Here is a 16,932-nt window from a genome sequence, read left to right on the forward strand (position 1 = left end):
ACACACAATGCCGCTGAAATCAGTCTACAATATCGTCACCGAGCCGGTGGATGATAGTCTCGAAGAGAGGACGGCATTAGAGTTCTTTCGAGCCTGCTCATCTAACGAAAACCTCCCAACTCGATTGACCGTCAATTATCTCGGACAGTTCCTCCACTATTCTGGGGAAGAACAAACAGACCTAATCCGGCATCTCCACAACGTCCTTCGGGAGACCGATTCGGTAAAACGCTACTCAATGATTCAGTTTGTGGTGGAAGGGCGAGTTTTCAACGAAGAGGTTGTCAGACTTGGTGTCCCGACCGGACGCAGTAGCTATGAGGATATTGCTGTCGACGAACTCTTCGTTGATTCGCTGACGCAGGAAAGTGCTACACAATACGTCGCTTCAAAGTAGCGTCACTTGGCGGTTTCCACTTCCACCCTACCTTGCGAATATTTAACCGCATTCTATCACAAATAGGGGGTATGGCGCTATGCTCTAAGTGTAAAAGCGAAGCTGAGTCTTCGACCAGCCAGAAAAGTAAGCAGAAGTGTAGCCGTTGTGGTAGGTGGTTCTAATGCCGCTTTGCTCGGAGTGTCGCAATGATGCTGAACTTACAACCACAGAGTTCGATGAGAAAAAGTGCAGTCGCTGTGGAAAGCCACTCTAACGATGGCTCTCTGTTCGAAGTGTCTCGAAGAAGCTGAGACTGTCTCGCTCCAAGGGGGGAAGACAGAGGGCAAGAAGACCGCAGACCGCTGTAGTCGATGTGGGAGGAAGCTGTAGATGGCCCTTTGCGAGGATTGTATAGCGGAAGCTGATGCGACGGTCGAGGCGCTGGGGAAGTATCCTCGCTCAGGGTCAAAAAAATGTAGTCGATGCGGTCAATCTCTCCAATAATGCCACTCTGCTCAGATTGCCGAAGTGAGGCCGAGGTCCAATCCCGACTGAATTCAGACGCTGACAAAGCACCAAAGCGATGTAGTCGGTGTGGGAAGCGTCTAAGATAGATGTCTGAGGAAGAGGCTACTGAAGAATCAGTAGCCGACGAAGAAGATAAAGCTGATGAGCGTGACGTTATCGACCCTTCTGAATTCCCGACGCTTGACCTCACGCTAGAGGAAGCTCGCCGCCAGTATGACGATGAAGAAACCCGTCGAGATACCGTAGAAAACAAAATTGGGATTGTCGTAACTGTTGATGCACTCCTAATTTCGTTCGGGGCCTTGTTCAATCAGGGCCTTCACCCATTGGCTCTCGTAGTAATATTGCTACCGGCATTGGTCTCTGCTGGTCTCGGTCTTCACGCTATCCGGTCACGGGATTACGAGCGACCGGGAAAGAACATCTGGGATTTCTACGACTATTCGGAGTACGATAATGTTGATGCCCAGCGGGAGCAACTGCTTCTTGACTACGTACGCACCACTGGGAAGAACAAGGAGAAGAACGACCCTAAGTTCGGTGTTTTCAATATCTGTATCAAACTGACCTTTGTATCGCTAGTTCTCCTTCTTATTACGCCTGTTGCGAGTGAATTCGGAATTCTCAATACACTTAGACATTTTACATTAGATGTTCTCCATCAATTGTTCTGAGTTGTCTTAGTTCTCAACTCGGATTATATTGGGAGATAGAATTGAAAACGCTGGACAGCTATCAGTTCTACAAACACCATACAGTAAGAAATCCCCCCTAAAACACCATATTTATCGAATTAATTTGCCTAAAAATGAATAAATATATAAGATATTAACTCGAATGGTTTAGTTACTATGTCACAGATAGATAAAATTCGAAATGAATTATGGGAGAATAGGCTATTGGAAAACGGCTGGATTATTGTTGAACCGAATTGCGACGATGATAGACTGGTTCTTTCTGGACACGGCAATGACAACGAATACCGAATCAGAATTTTAGAACAGGAAGATGAGGACCTCACAATTGAAGCAACCGATGGTGATTATTCAAGCAACGGTTACTTCGATTCGAATCTTCTTCTCAACGAGACAGTTGAACATACAGATGAAGCAATTTCAGTTTTGGCAAATGTTATGTCCGAAATTGAATTGATGGAACCACCGTATTCTCTTGAGACGACCCTCAACGTACTGGTGTCTTGTGGGGCTATTTTAATTACAGTTGAACCCCGAATTTTGAACACCGGCCTTCTCGTATCAACCCATATCAGCGGGAATACGGCTGAATATCTCATCGTGGGCGAACAGCTTGGTGGTGTAGTCGTTGATGGAACTGAATTCGGTCTCGACCTAGAGCTATCTCAAGACTTGAGTCCGACCCTCAACCAAGTTATTGCATACGCAAGAGTTGGAACGAGAGGTATCCCAACACGGAATACGCAAATTGGCTCTGAGAAGGTTGAAGATGCAGTTAATACGGCCAATCAGACAACTGGTTTGTGAAATACGAATACAGAAGGTAAACTCCGTCTTTTGTATAGAATCAAGAGGTAACTCGGATGTTCTATTCTACAATGTCTACCCATACGTGATACGGGAGCACATATTATCGTGTAGAGAGAATATTTTGTATGGAAATATCCGTCATCACCTATGATAGTAATCGCACCAAAAAGTGGGTCAAAGGAGTATACCGAGACCGTGAAGAAGCCATTGAGTGGGTTGAAGAAGTCGCAATACCGAGAATTGGTGGCGACTGGGATAAGACTGAATCTGACAAAATCATCAGCTACGAACTAACTGAGGAGACGAACAATATAGAGTGGGCTAAGTACAAAATCCAAGAACGACCAGTCCAATGACGGTATACGTTGTCTGTCGTGAGATAGATGGCCGTAACCTCATATCCGGAGTGTACGCCGACCGAGCCGACGCCGTGGGAGACGTGACGGATGCTGTAGAAGATTATCAGAGAGATACGGTTGAGTGTCTGAGGACTGGCAGAGATATTACGGTGTTCGAATCTAATTCAATACGGCACATAGTATACCCGTTTGAGCTTCAGTAGTATCTTTCACTAAGATTATACCTTTAGGCTTTCAATACGTTTGTTTAAGTGTGTCAGAGAAAGCTATAGAATTTTCCTGAAGAGGAGGTGAATTATTTTGTTGACTGTGAAGTTGAACTGTGGAAATTAGAGATGGAATTGATGAAGCTCCGTGAGGAGGTAGAAAAGCGTCTGTCGGAAGAAGAGATGGAGGGTGTAGAGGCAATAATCGAGCTACACCTGAAAAAATTCGATGAAGACGAAGTACGAGAAAGAGAACGGGAGGCGATTGAATATATAGATAATTCCGATGAGTGAGGAATTATGCGAAGAGTGTGGCCATCGAGACAGTCGTGGCGTTCAATACAGATAACGGTCATTTGGAAGTATGGACGGACGGGATGACAGTCTAATAACCGCCATATTAGTCATTATTGTTGTTGCTGTCATCATCTTCGTAGGATATGCGGGAATGAGTGCCTTGGTTGAAACCTCCACAATTGAGAAGGGAGACCCACTTTATAATGTAACAAGTCCGTATCTGGATTCTTGGACTGATTCCCTCTTTTTGGGTTTCGTAGTTTGTGCAGGTGTCCTTGGACCTATTCTTGCGTATTTGTATTGGATACGAAATAGCCGATAGTCCAATACCCTTCAGTTTGCGTTTCTTCTAACAGGGTCACAAGCTGACTGGCCCAGCAATTATATCCTATCTTCCCCGAGAACCACGCAAGATGACTAGTGAGGAAGAATTTGAATCGCTAATTGATGCCGAGCAGAATCATTACGCAAACGAAATTCGATTCTTAGAACAAAATATCGACACTCTTGAATACATTCTTTCGGCTAACTATGAGGAATTCATAGACATCATCGATTTCTACGAAGAGGAACTACCAAAGAGAGATAATAGAAAGACCTTGATTCGGAAGGTGCAGTATGAATACCAGCGAAGATTGCACAACTACTTGGCCTCATATTATTCTCTCTACGACCAGACGCAGAACATACAATCTAACTACCTTGAAAACCGGGGAGACGAATATAATGAATTGCTCTCAGAACATCAGTTAGACCCAATCTCGACTTTTCTCAGGCGGTTCCGTGTTTATGTTCACCACGTAGAGCTACCTCCGTTGCAGGCGGTCGAGAGGTATAGCAAAAGAGAGGGTCAGCCTGATATTCAGCGAAAGATATTGTTTAAAAGGGATGAGTTACTGGAGTGGGATGGCTGGAATGCGGCTGAAGCTTTCTCGAAGAGATGGATGAAGAGATACTTTTGAAGGAGACCTTTGCGGAGTATCAAGATAGGATTGAAGAATTTAATAGCGATTTCAAACGCTTGATTCGAGATGAATACTCTGAGGAGCTTGAGGAGCATAGTGAAATTATGAATGAGATTGCTAAGGAGGTGAAGATTGAGAAGAAAGATGATGGAGATACTGTGTCGTAGAATAGGCTAAAGTACGTCAATCACGGTTCGCTAACTTCCATACTAACACTAATCTCTACTTCCTCATTCATCGGAGCTTCGTGACGTTCCGCATTCAGTTGAAGTTGGTGTTGACCGTCGTCTTCAAACTCATATGTGTTCGTTGTCCCAGAATCTTCCTCATAGAACTGAGAAGTATGTACAAATGCCGTTCCGTCTCCTACCTGAAACTGTAACCGCTCACCTTCGTTAATGTCGCTTGCTTCAACGGTTACACTTTGGCTCTCAACAACATCCACCTGAAAGTCTCTCAGTTCCCCCAACGTTCCAGAGTAAATTTCTCCAGAGTCAACATCCGGGGTATCGGTTCCACCGTTACCGTCGTCTCCACCTCCACAGCCAGCAAGTCCGACAGTAGCTATGGCCCCACAGGATGTTACGAATTGCCGTCTATTCATAACGACATTAATACAATCACACATCTAAATGTTTACGACGTTCTCTCAGCACGCTACCCTTACCCTTCAACCCTATATTTCGGCTCTGTCGTTGTTATTGAACAAGAACGACAGAATACCCACAAAACACCCAGATAGACCAATCCAAACTACCCACCGAGCACCTATAGTGTCGTAGTTCTCTGTAAAAAACAGACAGACAATGAGATTAGATAACCAAAATGACCGAACCAAAGTTTGGCTCAACGACTCAGAAGTAAAGCAACTAATCGAAAAAGCACGAGAGAAAAGCGACCAACACGAAATAGCAATCTCCCTAATGGTCCGGTGTGGCCTACGAAGTCACGAAGTCCCCCAAATCACACCATCGAGTGTACGCCGAACCGAAGAAGGGGACCACCACCTACTCAGAGTGAGTGCAGGAAAGAACACGAAAGGTGGAGAAGGGAAAGCTCGGGACACTTGGCTCCCCGACGAAGTTGAATCCCTCATATATCGATATTCCCGTGACCTCCAGAATCGAGACCCTGTTGTAGACAAATCAAAACGAACAGTCCAAAGATGGGTCACAAGCATTGCTGAAGAACTATCAGAAGAAACTGGCGACGAAGACTGGAAACACATTAGCAGTCACGACCTCCGCCGATACTGGGCTAACAAACTCCTAGTGGAGGAAAGAATCAACGTAAGAGTCGTAATGTCGTTGGGCGGCTGGAACGACTACCAAGCGATTAAACCATACCTCAACCGCCCCACCGAAGCTGTAATTGTTGAAGAGATGCAAGCCGTTGAAATCTAGACCGAATCAGGGACAGCCAAACCCCACCTTTTGTGTATTATACGACTAGACTCAATAGGCCATAGACGACGAGACCGAATAGACCCAAGACGAGACCGAATGCGAGAGCGAACCCGACGAGCCGACCGGGAACATTCATATATCGACCCAAACCCCGCAAGGAGGACATTGTGCCTGAGCCGCCCCCGAAACCCAGCCCCCACCCTTTCGATTCCAGCCGTCACCCTGAAGGCATTCGTGACAGACAAACGTGTTACAACATCCAAGCTCAACACCCCGATTATACCGATTGCAGAAGACACATTCCTGCGACATCAGCGAAACCCTCCGTCTCTCGTAAGAACATTATCCATCGCACGACTCCACTCCTCTACGTCGCTCATCAGAAACTCATACACCCGATAAAACTGCTCCTCACAAGCCTCTCGGTCGTGGTTTTCAACTGCTATCTGTAAGTTGCCGACACGGACATCTATCTTCGTTCTCTCATTCTCCAACCCAGAATCGTCTCCATCTTCGCTTTCTTCACCCCCTTCTTCATCGGTGAAAGGATGCTCCGACATTAGTCATCCCCCAGCCCGAATATCGACAACTGTTCTTCCTCAATCGCTTCCATCTCTCCCCGTAGGGAATGACGCATCAGAGCCTCCATCTCAGTAGAGGCCATATCTACCATCTCACCTAGCTCCTTGTCCTCAGACTTCAGTCGAACCGACAAATCGTACGCATTAATCTCAACTGTCTCTGGGTGTGTCCGCCTGTGTGACCCATCATCATCGGTTTCTACATCGATGCTCTCTTCGTCGGAGCTATAGCTATCGCTCCCATTGTTTGCTGTCATCCAAATCAGAACCTCTGCTTAGGAATAGGACTGTATGGGTCTTAATTCCTGGATATTCTTGCGCTCACAAACCTGCCAGTGATAACTCTAACTCCTTACTGAGCTATGGCTGACGGACTCTACTTGACTATGAAAGAAATGAAGCGTGTTCGGGGTAGCCGAGATGTATATCGATTGTATCTCGGTCTAGCCAAACATCTGGCGCATCATCGGGTGCATCTCCATGAGCTGCTCCTCTGCGATCTCCTCGTACAGCTTGTACGTGATCGAGACCGTCAGCAGCAGCCCGGTACCGGAGACGCCCCCGACGGTACCCAGCATGTTCGCCATCACGGCGAGCAGGCCCACGAGGGCACCGCCGATGACGGTGACCTGCGGGATGTAGCGTTCCAGCACCTTCTCGACGACGCCGACGTTCTGTCGGAAGCCGGGAATCTGCATCCCGGAGTTGTGGATCTGCTTGGCCGTCGCTTCCGGCCCCATGTCGGTGGTCTCCACCCAGAAGATGGCGAAGATCGCACCGCCGACGATCATGAACGTCAGGTCGACGCCGACTCGCAGGAGCACGTTGAGCGCGTCCTGTGTCGAGTAGGCCCACCACATCCAGTCCTGTGGCGCGTAGATCGGCGACAGGTAGTAGAACAGTCCCCCCGTCGGGCTGGCGGGACTCCCCTGTGAGATCGAGTAGACGCCGAGCCACGGTAGTTCCATTCCGAACAGCGAGATGACGCCGTTCTGGCCGGTCTGGGACACCAGAATCCGACCGAGGAACTGGATGTTGGCCTGCAGCGCGCGGACGAGGATCATCGGCAGGACGCTGGCGTAGATGAGCTTCACGGGGAAGCGACCACGTGCGCCCTTGACGCGCGCGTTCGAGAGCGGAATCTCGACGCGGACCGACTCCGCGTAGACGACGACCACGAAGATGAGGATCGTCGTCAGGAGCGCGATAATCTGGCCCTCACCGATCAGCAGTTCCTGGAGTCCGTCAGTCTGCAGGACGGGACCGATCGGGATGTTGCCGGTGATGATCTGGAACCAGGTCGGGAAGAACCCGAGTTCGCCCTGGGGGCTCCCGAAGATCGGGTGCGCGAACAGACCACCGATCAGCTGCTGGCTGACGCCGGCGATGATGAACAGGCCGATCCCGCTCCCGACCCCCCACTTGGAGATGATCTCGTCCATGTAGAGGATCAGGATGCCACCGACGGCGATCTGGGCGAAGATGAGCCACGAAGTGGCCCCGGCGCTCAGATTCAGCCCGAACAGGTTCACCGACGTGGGTGGCAGGAAGCCACCGGCAAAGACCATCGGCAGCCCCGTGAGGAAGATCATCACGAGCACCAGCAGCTTCTGGAGCCCCTGGTAGAGGATCTGGTCACGGGGGTTGTTCTGCGTGTCGAGTCCGAGCAGGTCGGCACCGCCGAGCAGCTGCAACACGATGCTGGCCGTGACGATCGGCCCGATACCGAGCTGCATGATCGATCCCTGACCGGACGCCAGGATCGACGAGAATCGACCCAGTGGCGCCGAGTCCGACCCGATGTCGAGTCCGAACAGCATCACGTTGGTCAGGAAGAAATACAGCACGAGCACCCCGGCTGTCCAGGCCAGCTTCCGCTTGAAGGGGACGTGCCCCTCCGGCCGGCGGACGGCGGGCATGCGAACGAGGACCGGTTCGGCGGTGTCCTTCCAGCTCATGTTACTCCTCGTCGGTTGCTTCGTCTTCGTCGTCTTCAGCCTTGGCTTCTGCGCGTTCCTCGCCGAGCTCGGTCAGCTCGACGCTCCCACCGGCGGCCTCGACCTTCTCGCGAGCGCCGTCGGAGAAGGCGTCGGCGACCAGTTCGAGCTCGTTTCGGACCTGGCCGGCACCGAGGATCTTCACCGCGTCGGCGTCCTCGTCGACGACCTCGCGGGCGTCGATGCGGTAGCCGCCGTCGGTCTCTTCCGCGACGCCCTCGGCTGCCAGCAGTGCAGCGTCCTCGTCGAGCTCGCGGACCTCGACCTCGGCGATCTCCTCTTTGACCTTCTGGGGTCGCTTGAAGCCGCTCTTGCCGATCGGTTCGTAGTTGTGGAACTCGTGTTTGTCGCGCCCGGCACGACCGCGGCCACCGCGGTGACCGGCACCGCGGCGGTTCTTGTGGGAGCCGCCGCCGTGGGTGCGCGAACCTCGTTGTCGTCGTTTCTTACTCGTCATTATCGCATCGCCTCCAGTAGCTGATCGATCTGCTCGGAGTCGTGCTTCCCGAGCTGGCCGCTCTCGGTGGCGGCGTGTTTGAGCCCGTCGTGGCCGCCACGGGGCGGGTGCAGACGGAGCGTCGGGGAGAGTCCCTCGTCGCGCAGCGTCGTCTCCTCGTCGACGAGGGCCTGCGCGAGCGCACCGAGGTCGTCGTAGTCGGTGTGCTCGGCGATCCACTCGTCGTCGACGTCGGCCGATCCTTCGAGGGGCTCGGCTCGCTTTGCGAGCAGCGTCTCGACGACGTCGACGCTCGGCCGACCGTGGGCGACGAAGTCGTTGACCTTCGTCACCATGCCACGGTAGGTGTCCGTCTCGGGGACCAGCACGCAGTGGTTCACGCCGTGGATGTTGAGCATCTCCAGCGTGTCCGATACGTCCTCGCTCATGTCGACCTCACCGCGGAGCTGAACGAGTGCCTTCATTCGATCACCTCACGCTTCTCGAAGGTGCGTTCGGGCACGCGAGCCTCGGCCGTGTTCTGCAGGGCGTTGAAGGTCGCCTTCGCGAAGTTCACGGTCGTTCGCGTGTTGCCCGACGAGCGGGTCCAGATGTCTTCGATACCGGCGAGTTCGAGCACCTTGCGGACGGTCTCTCCGCCCGCCAGGCCCAGCCCACGCGGTGCGGGCTGGAGCTCGACCTCGACGCTCCCGGCCTTGCCGGTCGTGCGCAGCGCGACCGTGTGGGGACGGCCACAGCCACACTCCCAGGAACCGCAGCCACGGGAGATGTCGATGAGGTTGAGCTTACCGATCTCGATTGCCTTCTGGATCGCACCGCCGACCTGGTCGTCGCGCCCCTCGGCGTAGCCGACCAGCCCGTCGCGGTTGCCCACGACGACGACACAGCGGAACTTGACCCGGCGTCCGGAGTCGGTCATCCGCTGGACCATGTTGATGTCCAGGACCTCGTCCTCCAGATCGGGGACGAGCTGGTCGACGATCTCCGGTTCCTTGAGCGGCAGGCCGGAGTTCAGCGCCTCCTGCATCGAGTCGATCTCGCCGTTGGCGACCTGTTTGCCCAGCCGCGTTCGTGGGTTCCATCCGTTACTCATAGTTCATCTGCCTCCAGCAGTGTCTCCCGGAGCTCGTCGAAGTGCTCCGGCAGCTCGGTGGCGTCGAAGTCCCGCCCGTAGAGGTCCTCGTCGAGCGACTCGGCGTACTCCGCGATGTGAGAGCCGCGGGTTCGCTGCCAGTCGGCGAGCACACTGTCGTTGTGGGGGATTTCGAGCCCAGCGTCGATTGCACCTTCCTGTACCGCAAAGACCTTGCTGCCCGGCGTCGGGCTGTTGAGCCCGATGTCGAGGACCGCCTCCTCGACGCCGTTCTCGATCGCTCGCAGACCCGCGAGCAGACCGGTGAGGTACGCGGCGGGCAGGTTGCCCGTCGGTGCCTCCCAGCCAAACTCCTGGAGGTCCTGTGACTGTGCTGCAGCGAGGGTCTCGTCTCCGTCGGGGCCGAGCGTCACCAGCTGCGCCCTGACGTGCTTGTTGCTCTTTCGAGCAACGAGACGGGGCTTGCCAGATTTCAACAGGCGCAACCGCTGATGGTAGTCCGTTCGTGCCTCACGGCGGCGCCGCATCGGCACCTTGTATCGTGGTCCTGTTGCCATTATTCGTCACCGTAGTTTGCTTCGACGTATCGTTGCAGGTCGGCGACGCTGTCGAACTCGCCGCCGGCCGCCTGATCGTACAGGTCGCGGTACTGCGAACTGTCGAGTTGGCCGTCGTCACGCTGTTCCTTGAGCCAGTTTCGCTGGGCTCGGATGCGCGACGACCAGTCTTGCTTCTCGTTTTGGCGTGCGCCGGCTTTCCCCTTCCGGGAACCCGCTCCCTTCTGGTGGCCGTACGCTCGCTTCTCCTGGCGTGCTCGCGCCTGACCGCGCGAGTTGCCCTGGGCGTCTTTCGCCTGAATGGCACCCTCGTCGATCATCTCGCGGACGTCGTCACGCGTGATGGCGTCTGCGAGGTCGGACTGGCGTTCGGGATCGAACCAGACCTTGTTCTCGCCGACGTCGAGGATGTCTGCTGCGAGTCGCTTCTGTGCTGTCAGGTCCGTCATTCGACTTGTACCTCCTCGTAGGTGGGGTTGAGTACGCGGATTCCCTCGTCCTCGGCGACCTCTTCGATGCGCTCGCGCTTGCGAGCGCCGACCTTGGAGGCGATTCGGACGGCTTCGCGGTCACCGTCGACGCCCTCGAGGTCGTCCACGTTGTGGACGCGGACCTCCTCGAAGCCCGACGGGTGCTTGCCTCGCACCGCCTTGGGCGAGCGGAAGCCGGCTTCGACCGTATCGCCCTTGCCCTTGATGCCGCGGCGCTGCTTCGAGAGCTTGCCACGCGGCGCGCGCCAAGAGGTCGGGATCCGCTTTTTCTTGTGGTGATCCTGTGCGTTGAACTGAGGCGTGTTCTCCCGATCACGCTGGGTGAGTAGCCGCTCTTCCTCGTCGTCGAGGGTCGGGGTCTTGTCGACCAGGCCGCGAGGACGGAGTTCCGTCTCGACGTCCTCGTCGGACTCGTCGGTCTCCTCTTCCTCGACCTCGGCCTCGGTGTCGTCGGCGACTTCGAGGCTGCCGACGTCGGCCTTGATCCGAGCGGCGAGTGCGTTACCGACGCCCGAGACGTCTGCGAGCTGGGACTGGTCGGCACCGCGAACGTCGTCGACGGTCTCGAAGCCGGCCTCGCGGAGGGCCGCTGCTTTCGAGTCGCCGACGCCGCTGATGTCGGTCAGTTCGGTGAGTTCGTCGTCGCCCTGCTCGGTTGCGTCTTCGTCGTCTACCATCAGGCGTCACCTCGGTTCGGCTTGTTCGTGATGTACACGCCGTCCTGGAACACGCGGACGTCCTTGTCGTTGACGCGTGTGAGCTGTTCGATGTCTGCGGCTGTCTGGCCCACGGCCTCGATGTCCGGGCCGGAGAGGGTGAGTTCCTCCCCGTCGACGGACACGTCGGTGTCGCCGTGGATGGGAGCGCGTCGGGGCGCTCGCTCGCCGAGGAAGTTCTCGATGACGACGTCACCGTCTTCGACTTCGACCTGCATCGGGAAGTGAGAGTAGAAGACTTCCATCTCGTACTCCCAGCCCTCCGTGACGCCGTGGAACATGTTCTCGACGTGGCTCTCGAACGTCCCGATCGTCGAGCGCGTCTTCGCGTCCGACTCATCGGAAGCGATGACGACGCTACCGTCCTGAACGGAGACGTCGATGTCCGGATACCAGAGTCGCCGTGTGACGGAGCCGTTGGGCCCCTCGACCGTGAGGTCGAGGTGGTCCTGCTCCGCGCTTGCCTCGTCTGGAATTGCGAGTGTTACTTCTGGCATTGTTAGTAGACGTATGCGATGACCTGGCCACCGATGCCCTCTTCGCGGGCCTCGTAGTGGCTCATGATGCCGTGGCTGGTGGTCACGACGAGCGTCCCGTAGTCACGGGCGGGGAGGAAGCGTTTCTCCCACTTTTCGAACTCGTCTGCGCCCGCCGTGTAGCGGGGCTTGACCGGGCCACATTCGTTGATGGCACCTTTCAGTTCGATCTCGAAGGAGCCGGCTTTACCGTCGTCGACGAACTGGAAGCCGTCGATGTACCCGCGGTCGTAGAAGACCTCGAGTACGCTGCCGATCTCGTTCGAAGCGGGCTGTACTGTCTGTTCGAGGTGGCCGACGCTCTCGGCGTTGTCGAGCGCCGACAGCGCGTTGGCGAGTGGGTCGTTTCCTGTCATAGTTAGCTGTACTTCTTGAATCCCATGCCCCGAGAGATCTCTCGGAAGCACTGGCGACACAGCCAGATGTCGTACTTGCCGACGAGACCCTGCTCGCGACCGCATCGCTGGCACGCCTCGAGCTGTCCGGTCGGGACCGATTCCTCGGCCTCTGTTTCTGATTCGCTTTCGCTCATTCGCTCACCTCCACGTCGAAGGTCGACTCGACGTAAGCAGCGGCGTCGTCGGCGTCGAGTCGATGGCTGGACGGGATCGAGCGCGAGGCCTTGTCGCGCTTGGCCACGCGGTAGCCGGGGCGGACGAGGTTGACCGTCACGTCCAGCCCGTAGATCCCGATCTGCGGGTCGTACTCCTGACTCGGGAAGTCGGTGTGTTCTGCGACACCGAAGCTGAAGTTGCCGGTGTCGTCGAACTGCGAAACTGACAGCTCCGTCAGCGGGAGCGCAGTTTCGAGGAACTCCTGGGCGTCGTCGGACCGCAGGGTCACCTTCGCACCGATCGGATCGCCCTGGCGGATCTCGAACTCGCCGACGGTTTTCTGTGCGACCGTCCGGACCGGCTGCTGGCCCGCGATCTCGGCGAGGATCTCCTCGCCTTCCTGGAGTTCACGACCACCCTGGCCGACGCCCATGTGGACGACGACCTTCTCGACGCGAGGCTCGCGCATCTCGTGGAAGCCAGCGTCGGTCTCGGAGCTCATTCGTCGTCACCTCCGTCGTCATCTGTGGCTGCGTCCGCTGCGTCCTCGTCGACGAAGTTCTCGTCGATGACGACGACGTACTCTTCGACGGTCTCGAAGCCGTCCCCGTCGGTCTGCTCGACGAGCACGTTGTTCGAGGAGCTGCCCGGCGTGACCTGGATCTCGTCGATCTCACCGATCTCACCGGCGTGTGCGCCGTCGACGGCGGTGACGAGCGCGCCCGCTTCGTACTCGAAGTGAGCGACGACCTCGTCGTCGTCGTTGCCGACGACGATGGAGTCGCCACCGTCGTAGTCGGTGTCTTCCTCGACCAGGAGCGTCTGGCCGTCGTGCAGCGTCAGCTGGATCTGATCGCCGCTGACCGCTCGCTTGCCGACGATCTTGCCCAGCTTGGACTGCGCGCTGTCCTCGTCGATGGGGGTCAGCGCCAGCCGACCGCCCTCGCCGGGGAACACGCGGTAGTACTCGTCTCGCTCGACGAACGCCAGGATGTCGAACATCCCGACCGGGCGTTCCTCGTCGGAGACGGCCTTGCCGTTGATCAGGACGCTGTCGTTGTTGAGAGCGTAGCGGGCTTCCTTCCGGGAGTCCGCGTAGCCCAGCACGTCCCGCAGGACGATCAGGAGCGGGACTCCTGCTTCGCCGTGGGGACCAGCGTCTGCCTTTACGGTGAACGTCTCGGTCTTGCGCTCGACCGGCCAACTCTTCGGGACCGATAGTCGTTTCTGATGGTTGCTCATGCGCTGTCCTCCTCGGATTCGAGGCGCGCCTCGCGGCGGTCGTCGTCGAGGTCCAGTTCCGTGACGCGAACGTTGCTCGCGTCGAGCGGGCGTGGAACGTCCTCGCCGTCGGCTGCCGCGACGGTCACGTCCTCGACGTAGATAGCGGCGTCGTCGAGGTCGACCTCGACGACTTCGCCCTCTTCGCCGGCGTAGTCGCCGCGCAGCACTTCGACGGTGTCGCCCGCGTTGACGCGAACCGATCGCTGGCCGTACTCCTCGCGGAGGTCGTCGGCCAGCGTCGATCGTACCTGCTTTTGCTTCTCGTGAAGCGGGGCACGCCGTGCGTTCTTGCGCTGTTTGGATGGTTGTCGTGTCATGCTATACGATCATCGTCGCTGTGCTCGCGATGGAGCCGAATCGTTCGGCGACCTCGCGAGCGATCGGGCCCTTGATCTCCGAGCCCTGGGGTTCTTCGTTCTCGTTGATGATGACGGCCGCGTTGTCTTCGAACTTGACGCGGGTGCCGTCCGGACGGCGGATCGGCTTGCGCTGGCGGACCACGACGGCCTCCAGCACCTGCCGACGCATCTCCGGCGTCCCTTTCGTGACCGAGACGGTGATCTTGTCACCGAGCCCGGCCTTCGGATGACGGTTCTTCGTCCCGGAGTAGCCCGAGACGCTGATGACTCGCAGCTCGCGTGCGCCCGTGTTGTCGGCACACGTGATCAGCGAGCCCTTCTCGAGACCCTGTGTGACGTCTGCTTTCAGGGCCTCCATCAGTCGTCACCCTCCTCGATTGCAACGACAACGTGGCTTTTCGTCTTCGAGAGCGGTCGACACTCTGCGATCGTGACCGTGTCGCCGACCGCGAGGTCGAGACAGTCGGGTGCGTGAGCCGGTACGCGGCTGCGTCGCTTCATCAGCCGGTCGTACTTGGGCACCTTCACGTCGTACTCGCGTTCGACGACGACGGTCTTCTCCATGTCAGTGGACGCGACCTCGCCTTCGATCGTCTGCCCGCGGACACTCAGTGTGCCGTGGAACGGGCAGTTATCGTCGGCACAGGCCTCGTCCGGTTCCTGTACGTTCAGTCCTAGCGCCATTTGGAATCACCTGTCGCTTCCGTGCGTCGAGCGGGGCGGGCGACGAGGTTCGAACCGCGAACCCGGACCGAGCGCGACTCGGAGTCGCCCTCGGCCGGGAGGTCGAACCGGAACGTCGCCGCGTCCTTCGGCACGTGCCACACCCGATCAGTCCCCTCGACACCCAGCGTCTTCGTCGTCTCGGTGACGACGGTCCCGGCGATACCGATCGCGTCGGGATTTGCCGCTGCGACGACCTCGACGTCGAGGCCGGCGAGTTCGTGTCGTGGGAGCGTTTCGGGTGTCAGTGGCATCATTCGGAGTCCTCTTCGTCCGCAACGTCGCACGTCTCACGGTTCACACCGTTCGACCCGTCGGACCTCATTCGAGGTCCCCTTCTTCGGTCTGGATCGTCTTGATCCGGGCGATGGCCTTCCGCAGCTCGCCGATACGGCCCGGATTCTCGGGTGCTCCACCCGCCGCCTGAACGGCGCGGGCGTTGAGCAGTTCCGTCTTGAGGTCCTCGAGTTCCGACTCGCGCTCGGCGGCCGTCATGTCGCGGACCTCTTCGACGTGGATGACGGTCATTCGTCGTCACCCTCCTCGCTGTCTGCGGACGAGTCTGAATCGTCCATCTCGTCCATGAGTTCTTCCGCCTCGGCGGCGGTGTCCTCGTCGAGGTCCTCCTCGATGGACTCCTCGACGTCGTCGATGTCGACGTCGGCGTCCTCGTCGGAGGGCGTCTCGACCTCGTCGAACTCGTCGGCCGCTTCCTCGACGACTTCCTCGTCGACGTCTTCGACGAGTTCGTCCTCGTCTGCGTCCTCGTCGGCGGGGGCCTGCGCGCCGTGCTCGGCGGCAGCGTCCTCGCCTTCGGGCTCGCCTTCGAGGAGTTCCTCGACGGACTCGCCGTCGGTGTCGGCGACGTAGTCCTCGACCTCGACGTCCTCGTAGATCTCGAAGTCGTCGGGGAGTTCCGCCTCCGGCGGGATGATCTTCACTCGGACACCGATGGTGCCGAGTTTCATCACGGCGACGCCGACACCGCTGTCGACGATGTTCTCCGCGGGCTCACCGTTGTGCTTGATGTAGCCGCGGTTGAACTTCTCCACGCGCGAGCGTGCGCCCGTGACCTTCCCGGAGAGGACGATCTCTGCGCCCTTCGCGCCTGCTTCCATGATCCGGTCGATCGTGGTGTGACCGGCCTTGCGGAAGTACCAGCCGCGTTCGAGGGCGTTGCCCAGACGGTCCGCGACGATGCGGGCGTTGAGGTCTGGCTCCTCGACTTCCTGGACGTCGACCTGCGGATCCTCGAGGCCGAACTCCTCTTCGAGGGTGGTGGTGATCTTCCGGATGTTCTTCCCACCCTTGCCGATCACCATACCGGGTTTCTCGGCTTTGAGCACGATCTGGGTCCCCATCGGCGTCTTGGCGACGTCCATGCCGCCGTAGCCGGCACGACCGAGTTCGTCCGCGAAGAACTCGTCGATCTGGGTCCGCTGAAGTCCGTCTTCGATGAACTGCTGTTCGTCTGCCATTATTCGTCGACCTCCTCTAAGATCAGTTCGACGTCGACCTGCGGACTGTTCCAGGCAGATGCCCGGCCCATCGCGCGGGGCTGGCGACCCTGCTGTTCGCCGACCTTGTGGGCGGCGACGTGCATGATCTCCATGGACCCACCGTCGAAGCCCTGGTGGTCTGCGTTCCCGACCGCGTTTTCGAGCAGGTCGAGGAACGCTTCGCTGGCCTTCTCGGGGTAGCGACCGGCGTCCCAGCCGTCGATGTCGTTCCGGTGGCCGACGCCCGAGTTGTGAGACTTGAACGGGACCGACTGCTTCTCTGCGATCACGTCTTCGAGGTACGCGATCGCGTCGTCGGCCGTCATGCCCTTGATCTCCCGAGCGATAGCCTTGCTGTGCTTGTGGCTCATCTGCCGCTCCCGGAGCATCGCTTTTGCCGTCGTGTCCGGGTCGGCGTCGACTGAGTAGCTGATTCCCAT

Annotated in this window: 30 protein-coding genes; 8 read left to right on the plus strand and 22 right to left on the minus strand. The window is 57.4% G+C overall.

Features of this window, described 5'->3' with window-relative positions; translation table 11 throughout:
- The first annotated feature begins 7 nt into the window (after window positions 1–7).
- The 7 genes from ACAH01_RS11665 to ACAH01_RS11695 all read left to right on the plus strand — a co-directional run bounded on the left by ACAH01_RS11665 (window position 8) and on the right by ACAH01_RS11695 (window position 4,406).
- Entirely contained in the window at window positions 8–397 is a 390-nt protein-coding gene (locus tag ACAH01_RS11665) for a hypothetical protein (protein ID WP_372479294.1), read from the plus strand.
- Between the two features lie 596 nt (window positions 398–993).
- The gene (locus tag ACAH01_RS11670; protein WP_372479295.1) at window positions 994–1,581 is read left to right on the plus strand and encodes a hypothetical protein; all 588 of its coding nucleotides are present in this window, start codon (window positions 994–996) and stop codon (window positions 1,579–1,581) included.
- A 177-nt stretch (window positions 1,582–1,758) separates the two neighbouring features.
- Entirely contained in the window at window positions 1,759–2,409 is a 651-nt protein-coding gene (locus ACAH01_RS11675) for a hypothetical protein (RefSeq protein WP_372479297.1), read from the plus strand.
- A 128-nt stretch (window positions 2,410–2,537) separates the two neighbouring features.
- Complete coding sequence (locus ACAH01_RS11680) at window positions 2,538–2,768, plus strand: hypothetical protein (RefSeq protein WP_372479298.1); 231 nt, start codon at window positions 2,538–2,540, stop codon at window positions 2,766–2,768.
- Window positions 2,769–3,115: 347 nt separating this feature from the next.
- Window positions 3,116–3,271, plus strand: coding sequence for a hypothetical protein (locus ACAH01_RS11685; protein ID WP_372479299.1), 156 nt, complete (start codon window positions 3,116–3,118; stop codon window positions 3,269–3,271).
- A 416-nt stretch (window positions 3,272–3,687) separates the two neighbouring features.
- A complete protein-coding gene (locus ACAH01_RS11690) occupies window positions 3,688–4,236 on the plus strand; it encodes a hypothetical protein (protein WP_372479301.1) in 549 nt (182 codons plus the stop codon).
- The gene (locus tag ACAH01_RS11695; protein WP_372479302.1) at window positions 4,215–4,406 is read left to right on the plus strand and encodes a hypothetical protein; all 192 of its coding nucleotides are present in this window, start codon (window positions 4,215–4,217) and stop codon (window positions 4,404–4,406) included. The genes ACAH01_RS11690 and ACAH01_RS11695 overlap by 22 nt, the downstream gene beginning before the upstream one ends.
- Window positions 4,407–4,426: 20 nt before the next feature.
- Here ACAH01_RS11695 and ACAH01_RS11700 read toward each other — a convergent pair whose 3' ends face one another.
- Window positions 4,427–4,843, minus strand: coding sequence for a hypothetical protein (locus ACAH01_RS11700; protein WP_372479303.1), 417 nt, complete (start codon window positions 4,841–4,843; stop codon window positions 4,427–4,429).
- Between the two features lie 202 nt (window positions 4,844–5,045).
- Between ACAH01_RS11700 and ACAH01_RS11705 the strand changes: the two genes are divergently transcribed.
- Window positions 5,046–5,642 carry a site-specific integrase gene (locus ACAH01_RS11705; protein WP_372479304.1) on the plus strand — a complete coding sequence of 199 codons (597 nt, stop codon included), beginning with the start codon at window positions 5,046–5,048 and terminating at the stop codon, window positions 5,640–5,642.
- Between the two features lie 314 nt (window positions 5,643–5,956).
- On the opposite strand, the gene ACAH01_RS11710 is transcribed toward ACAH01_RS11705, so the two are convergent.
- The 21 genes from ACAH01_RS11710 to ACAH01_RS11810 all read right to left on the minus strand — a co-directional run bounded on the left by ACAH01_RS11710 (window position 5,957) and on the right by ACAH01_RS11810 (window position 16,932).
- The gene (locus ACAH01_RS11710) at window positions 5,957–6,205 is read right to left on the minus strand and encodes a hypothetical protein (protein ID WP_372479305.1); all 249 of its coding nucleotides are present in this window, start codon (window positions 6,203–6,205) and stop codon (window positions 5,957–5,959) included.
- The gene (locus tag ACAH01_RS11715; RefSeq protein ID WP_372479306.1) at window positions 6,205–6,483 is read right to left on the minus strand and encodes a hypothetical protein; all 279 of its coding nucleotides are present in this window, start codon (window positions 6,481–6,483) and stop codon (window positions 6,205–6,207) included. The genes ACAH01_RS11710 and ACAH01_RS11715 overlap by 1 nt, the downstream gene beginning before the upstream one ends.
- Window positions 6,484–6,669: 186 nt before the next feature.
- Entirely contained in the window at window positions 6,670–8,184 is a 1,515-nt protein-coding gene (gene secY / locus ACAH01_RS11720; RefSeq protein WP_372479307.1) for a preprotein translocase subunit SecY, read from the minus strand.
- A gap of 1 nt (window position 8,185) precedes the next feature.
- Window positions 8,186–8,680: an uL15m family ribosomal protein gene (locus ACAH01_RS11725; RefSeq protein ID WP_372479308.1), complete on the minus strand. Its 495-nt coding sequence runs from the start codon at window positions 8,678–8,680 to the stop codon at window positions 8,186–8,188.
- Window positions 8,680–9,144, minus strand: a complete 465-nt coding sequence (gene rpmD / locus ACAH01_RS11730; protein ID WP_170093861.1) for a 50S ribosomal protein L30 — start codon at window positions 9,142–9,144, stop codon at window positions 8,680–8,682. Before rpmD ends, ACAH01_RS11725 begins: the two co-directional genes overlap by 1 nt.
- Window positions 9,141–9,773, minus strand: coding sequence for a 30S ribosomal protein S5 (locus ACAH01_RS11735; RefSeq protein ID WP_015762804.1), 633 nt, complete (start codon window positions 9,771–9,773; stop codon window positions 9,141–9,143). The genes rpmD and ACAH01_RS11735 overlap by 4 nt, the downstream gene beginning before the upstream one ends.
- Window positions 9,770–10,330: a 50S ribosomal protein L18 gene (locus tag ACAH01_RS11740; protein ID WP_015762803.1), complete on the minus strand. Its 561-nt coding sequence runs from the start codon at window positions 10,328–10,330 to the stop codon at window positions 9,770–9,772. Before ACAH01_RS11740 ends, ACAH01_RS11735 begins: the two co-directional genes overlap by 4 nt.
- Window positions 10,330–10,779, minus strand: coding sequence for a 50S ribosomal protein L19e (locus ACAH01_RS11745; RefSeq protein WP_153552986.1), 450 nt, complete (start codon window positions 10,777–10,779; stop codon window positions 10,330–10,332). The genes ACAH01_RS11740 and ACAH01_RS11745 overlap by 1 nt, the downstream gene beginning before the upstream one ends.
- A complete protein-coding gene (locus ACAH01_RS11750; RefSeq protein WP_372479309.1) occupies window positions 10,776–11,498 on the minus strand; it encodes a 50S ribosomal protein L32e in 723 nt (240 codons plus the stop codon). Before ACAH01_RS11750 ends, ACAH01_RS11745 begins: the two co-directional genes overlap by 4 nt.
- The gene (locus tag ACAH01_RS11755; RefSeq protein WP_372479310.1) at window positions 11,498–12,034 is read right to left on the minus strand and encodes a 50S ribosomal protein L6; all 537 of its coding nucleotides are present in this window, start codon (window positions 12,032–12,034) and stop codon (window positions 11,498–11,500) included. Before ACAH01_RS11755 ends, ACAH01_RS11750 begins: the two co-directional genes overlap by 1 nt.
- 2 nt (window positions 12,035–12,036) lie before the next feature.
- Window positions 12,037–12,429 (minus strand): 30S ribosomal protein S8, encoded by a 393-nt coding sequence (locus ACAH01_RS11760; protein WP_015762799.1) that lies wholly within the window; start codon window positions 12,427–12,429, stop codon window positions 12,037–12,039.
- Window positions 12,430–12,431: 2 nt separating this feature from the next.
- Window positions 12,432–12,605, minus strand: a complete 174-nt coding sequence (locus ACAH01_RS11765) for a 30S ribosomal protein S14 (protein WP_015762798.1) — start codon at window positions 12,603–12,605, stop codon at window positions 12,432–12,434.
- Window positions 12,602–13,129: a 50S ribosomal protein L5 gene (locus ACAH01_RS11770; RefSeq protein ID WP_153552984.1), complete on the minus strand. Its 528-nt coding sequence runs from the start codon at window positions 13,127–13,129 to the stop codon at window positions 12,602–12,604. Before ACAH01_RS11770 ends, ACAH01_RS11765 begins: the two co-directional genes overlap by 4 nt.
- Window positions 13,126–13,869, minus strand: a complete 744-nt coding sequence (locus ACAH01_RS11775) for a 30S ribosomal protein S4e (RefSeq protein ID WP_372479311.1) — start codon at window positions 13,867–13,869, stop codon at window positions 13,126–13,128. The genes ACAH01_RS11770 and ACAH01_RS11775 overlap by 4 nt, the downstream gene beginning before the upstream one ends.
- Window positions 13,866–14,228 carry a 50S ribosomal protein L24 gene (gene rplX / locus ACAH01_RS11780; RefSeq protein WP_153552982.1) on the minus strand — a complete coding sequence of 121 codons (363 nt, stop codon included), beginning with the start codon at window positions 14,226–14,228 and terminating at the stop codon, window positions 13,866–13,868. The genes ACAH01_RS11775 and rplX overlap by 4 nt, the downstream gene beginning before the upstream one ends.
- 1 nt (window position 14,229) lies before the next feature.
- Window positions 14,230–14,628, minus strand: coding sequence for a 50S ribosomal protein L14 (locus ACAH01_RS11785; RefSeq protein WP_015762794.1), 399 nt, complete (start codon window positions 14,626–14,628; stop codon window positions 14,230–14,232).
- The gene (locus ACAH01_RS11790; RefSeq protein WP_015762793.1) at window positions 14,628–14,954 is read right to left on the minus strand and encodes a 30S ribosomal protein S17; all 327 of its coding nucleotides are present in this window, start codon (window positions 14,952–14,954) and stop codon (window positions 14,628–14,630) included. Before ACAH01_RS11790 ends, ACAH01_RS11785 begins: the two co-directional genes overlap by 1 nt.
- Complete coding sequence (locus tag ACAH01_RS11795) at window positions 14,945–15,247, minus strand: ribonuclease P protein component 1 (protein WP_049940794.1); 303 nt, start codon at window positions 15,245–15,247, stop codon at window positions 14,945–14,947. Before ACAH01_RS11795 ends, ACAH01_RS11790 begins: the two co-directional genes overlap by 10 nt.
- A 67-nt stretch (window positions 15,248–15,314) precedes the next feature.
- A complete protein-coding gene (rpmC, locus tag ACAH01_RS11800; RefSeq protein WP_015762791.1) occupies window positions 15,315–15,521 on the minus strand; it encodes a 50S ribosomal protein L29 in 207 nt (68 codons plus the stop codon).
- Window positions 15,518–16,471, minus strand: a complete 954-nt coding sequence (locus tag ACAH01_RS11805; RefSeq protein ID WP_153552980.1) for a 30S ribosomal protein S3 — start codon at window positions 16,469–16,471, stop codon at window positions 15,518–15,520. The genes rpmC and ACAH01_RS11805 overlap by 4 nt, the downstream gene beginning before the upstream one ends.
- Window positions 16,471–16,932 carry a 50S ribosomal protein L22 gene (locus ACAH01_RS11810; protein ID WP_015762789.1) on the minus strand — a complete coding sequence of 154 codons (462 nt, stop codon included), beginning with the start codon at window positions 16,930–16,932 and terminating at the stop codon, window positions 16,471–16,473. The genes ACAH01_RS11805 and ACAH01_RS11810 overlap by 1 nt, the downstream gene beginning before the upstream one ends.

Source organism: Halomicrobium sp. HM KBTZ05, assembly GCF_041530035.1.
Lineage (GTDB): Archaea > Halobacteriota > Halobacteria > Halobacteriales > Haloarculaceae > Halomicrobium.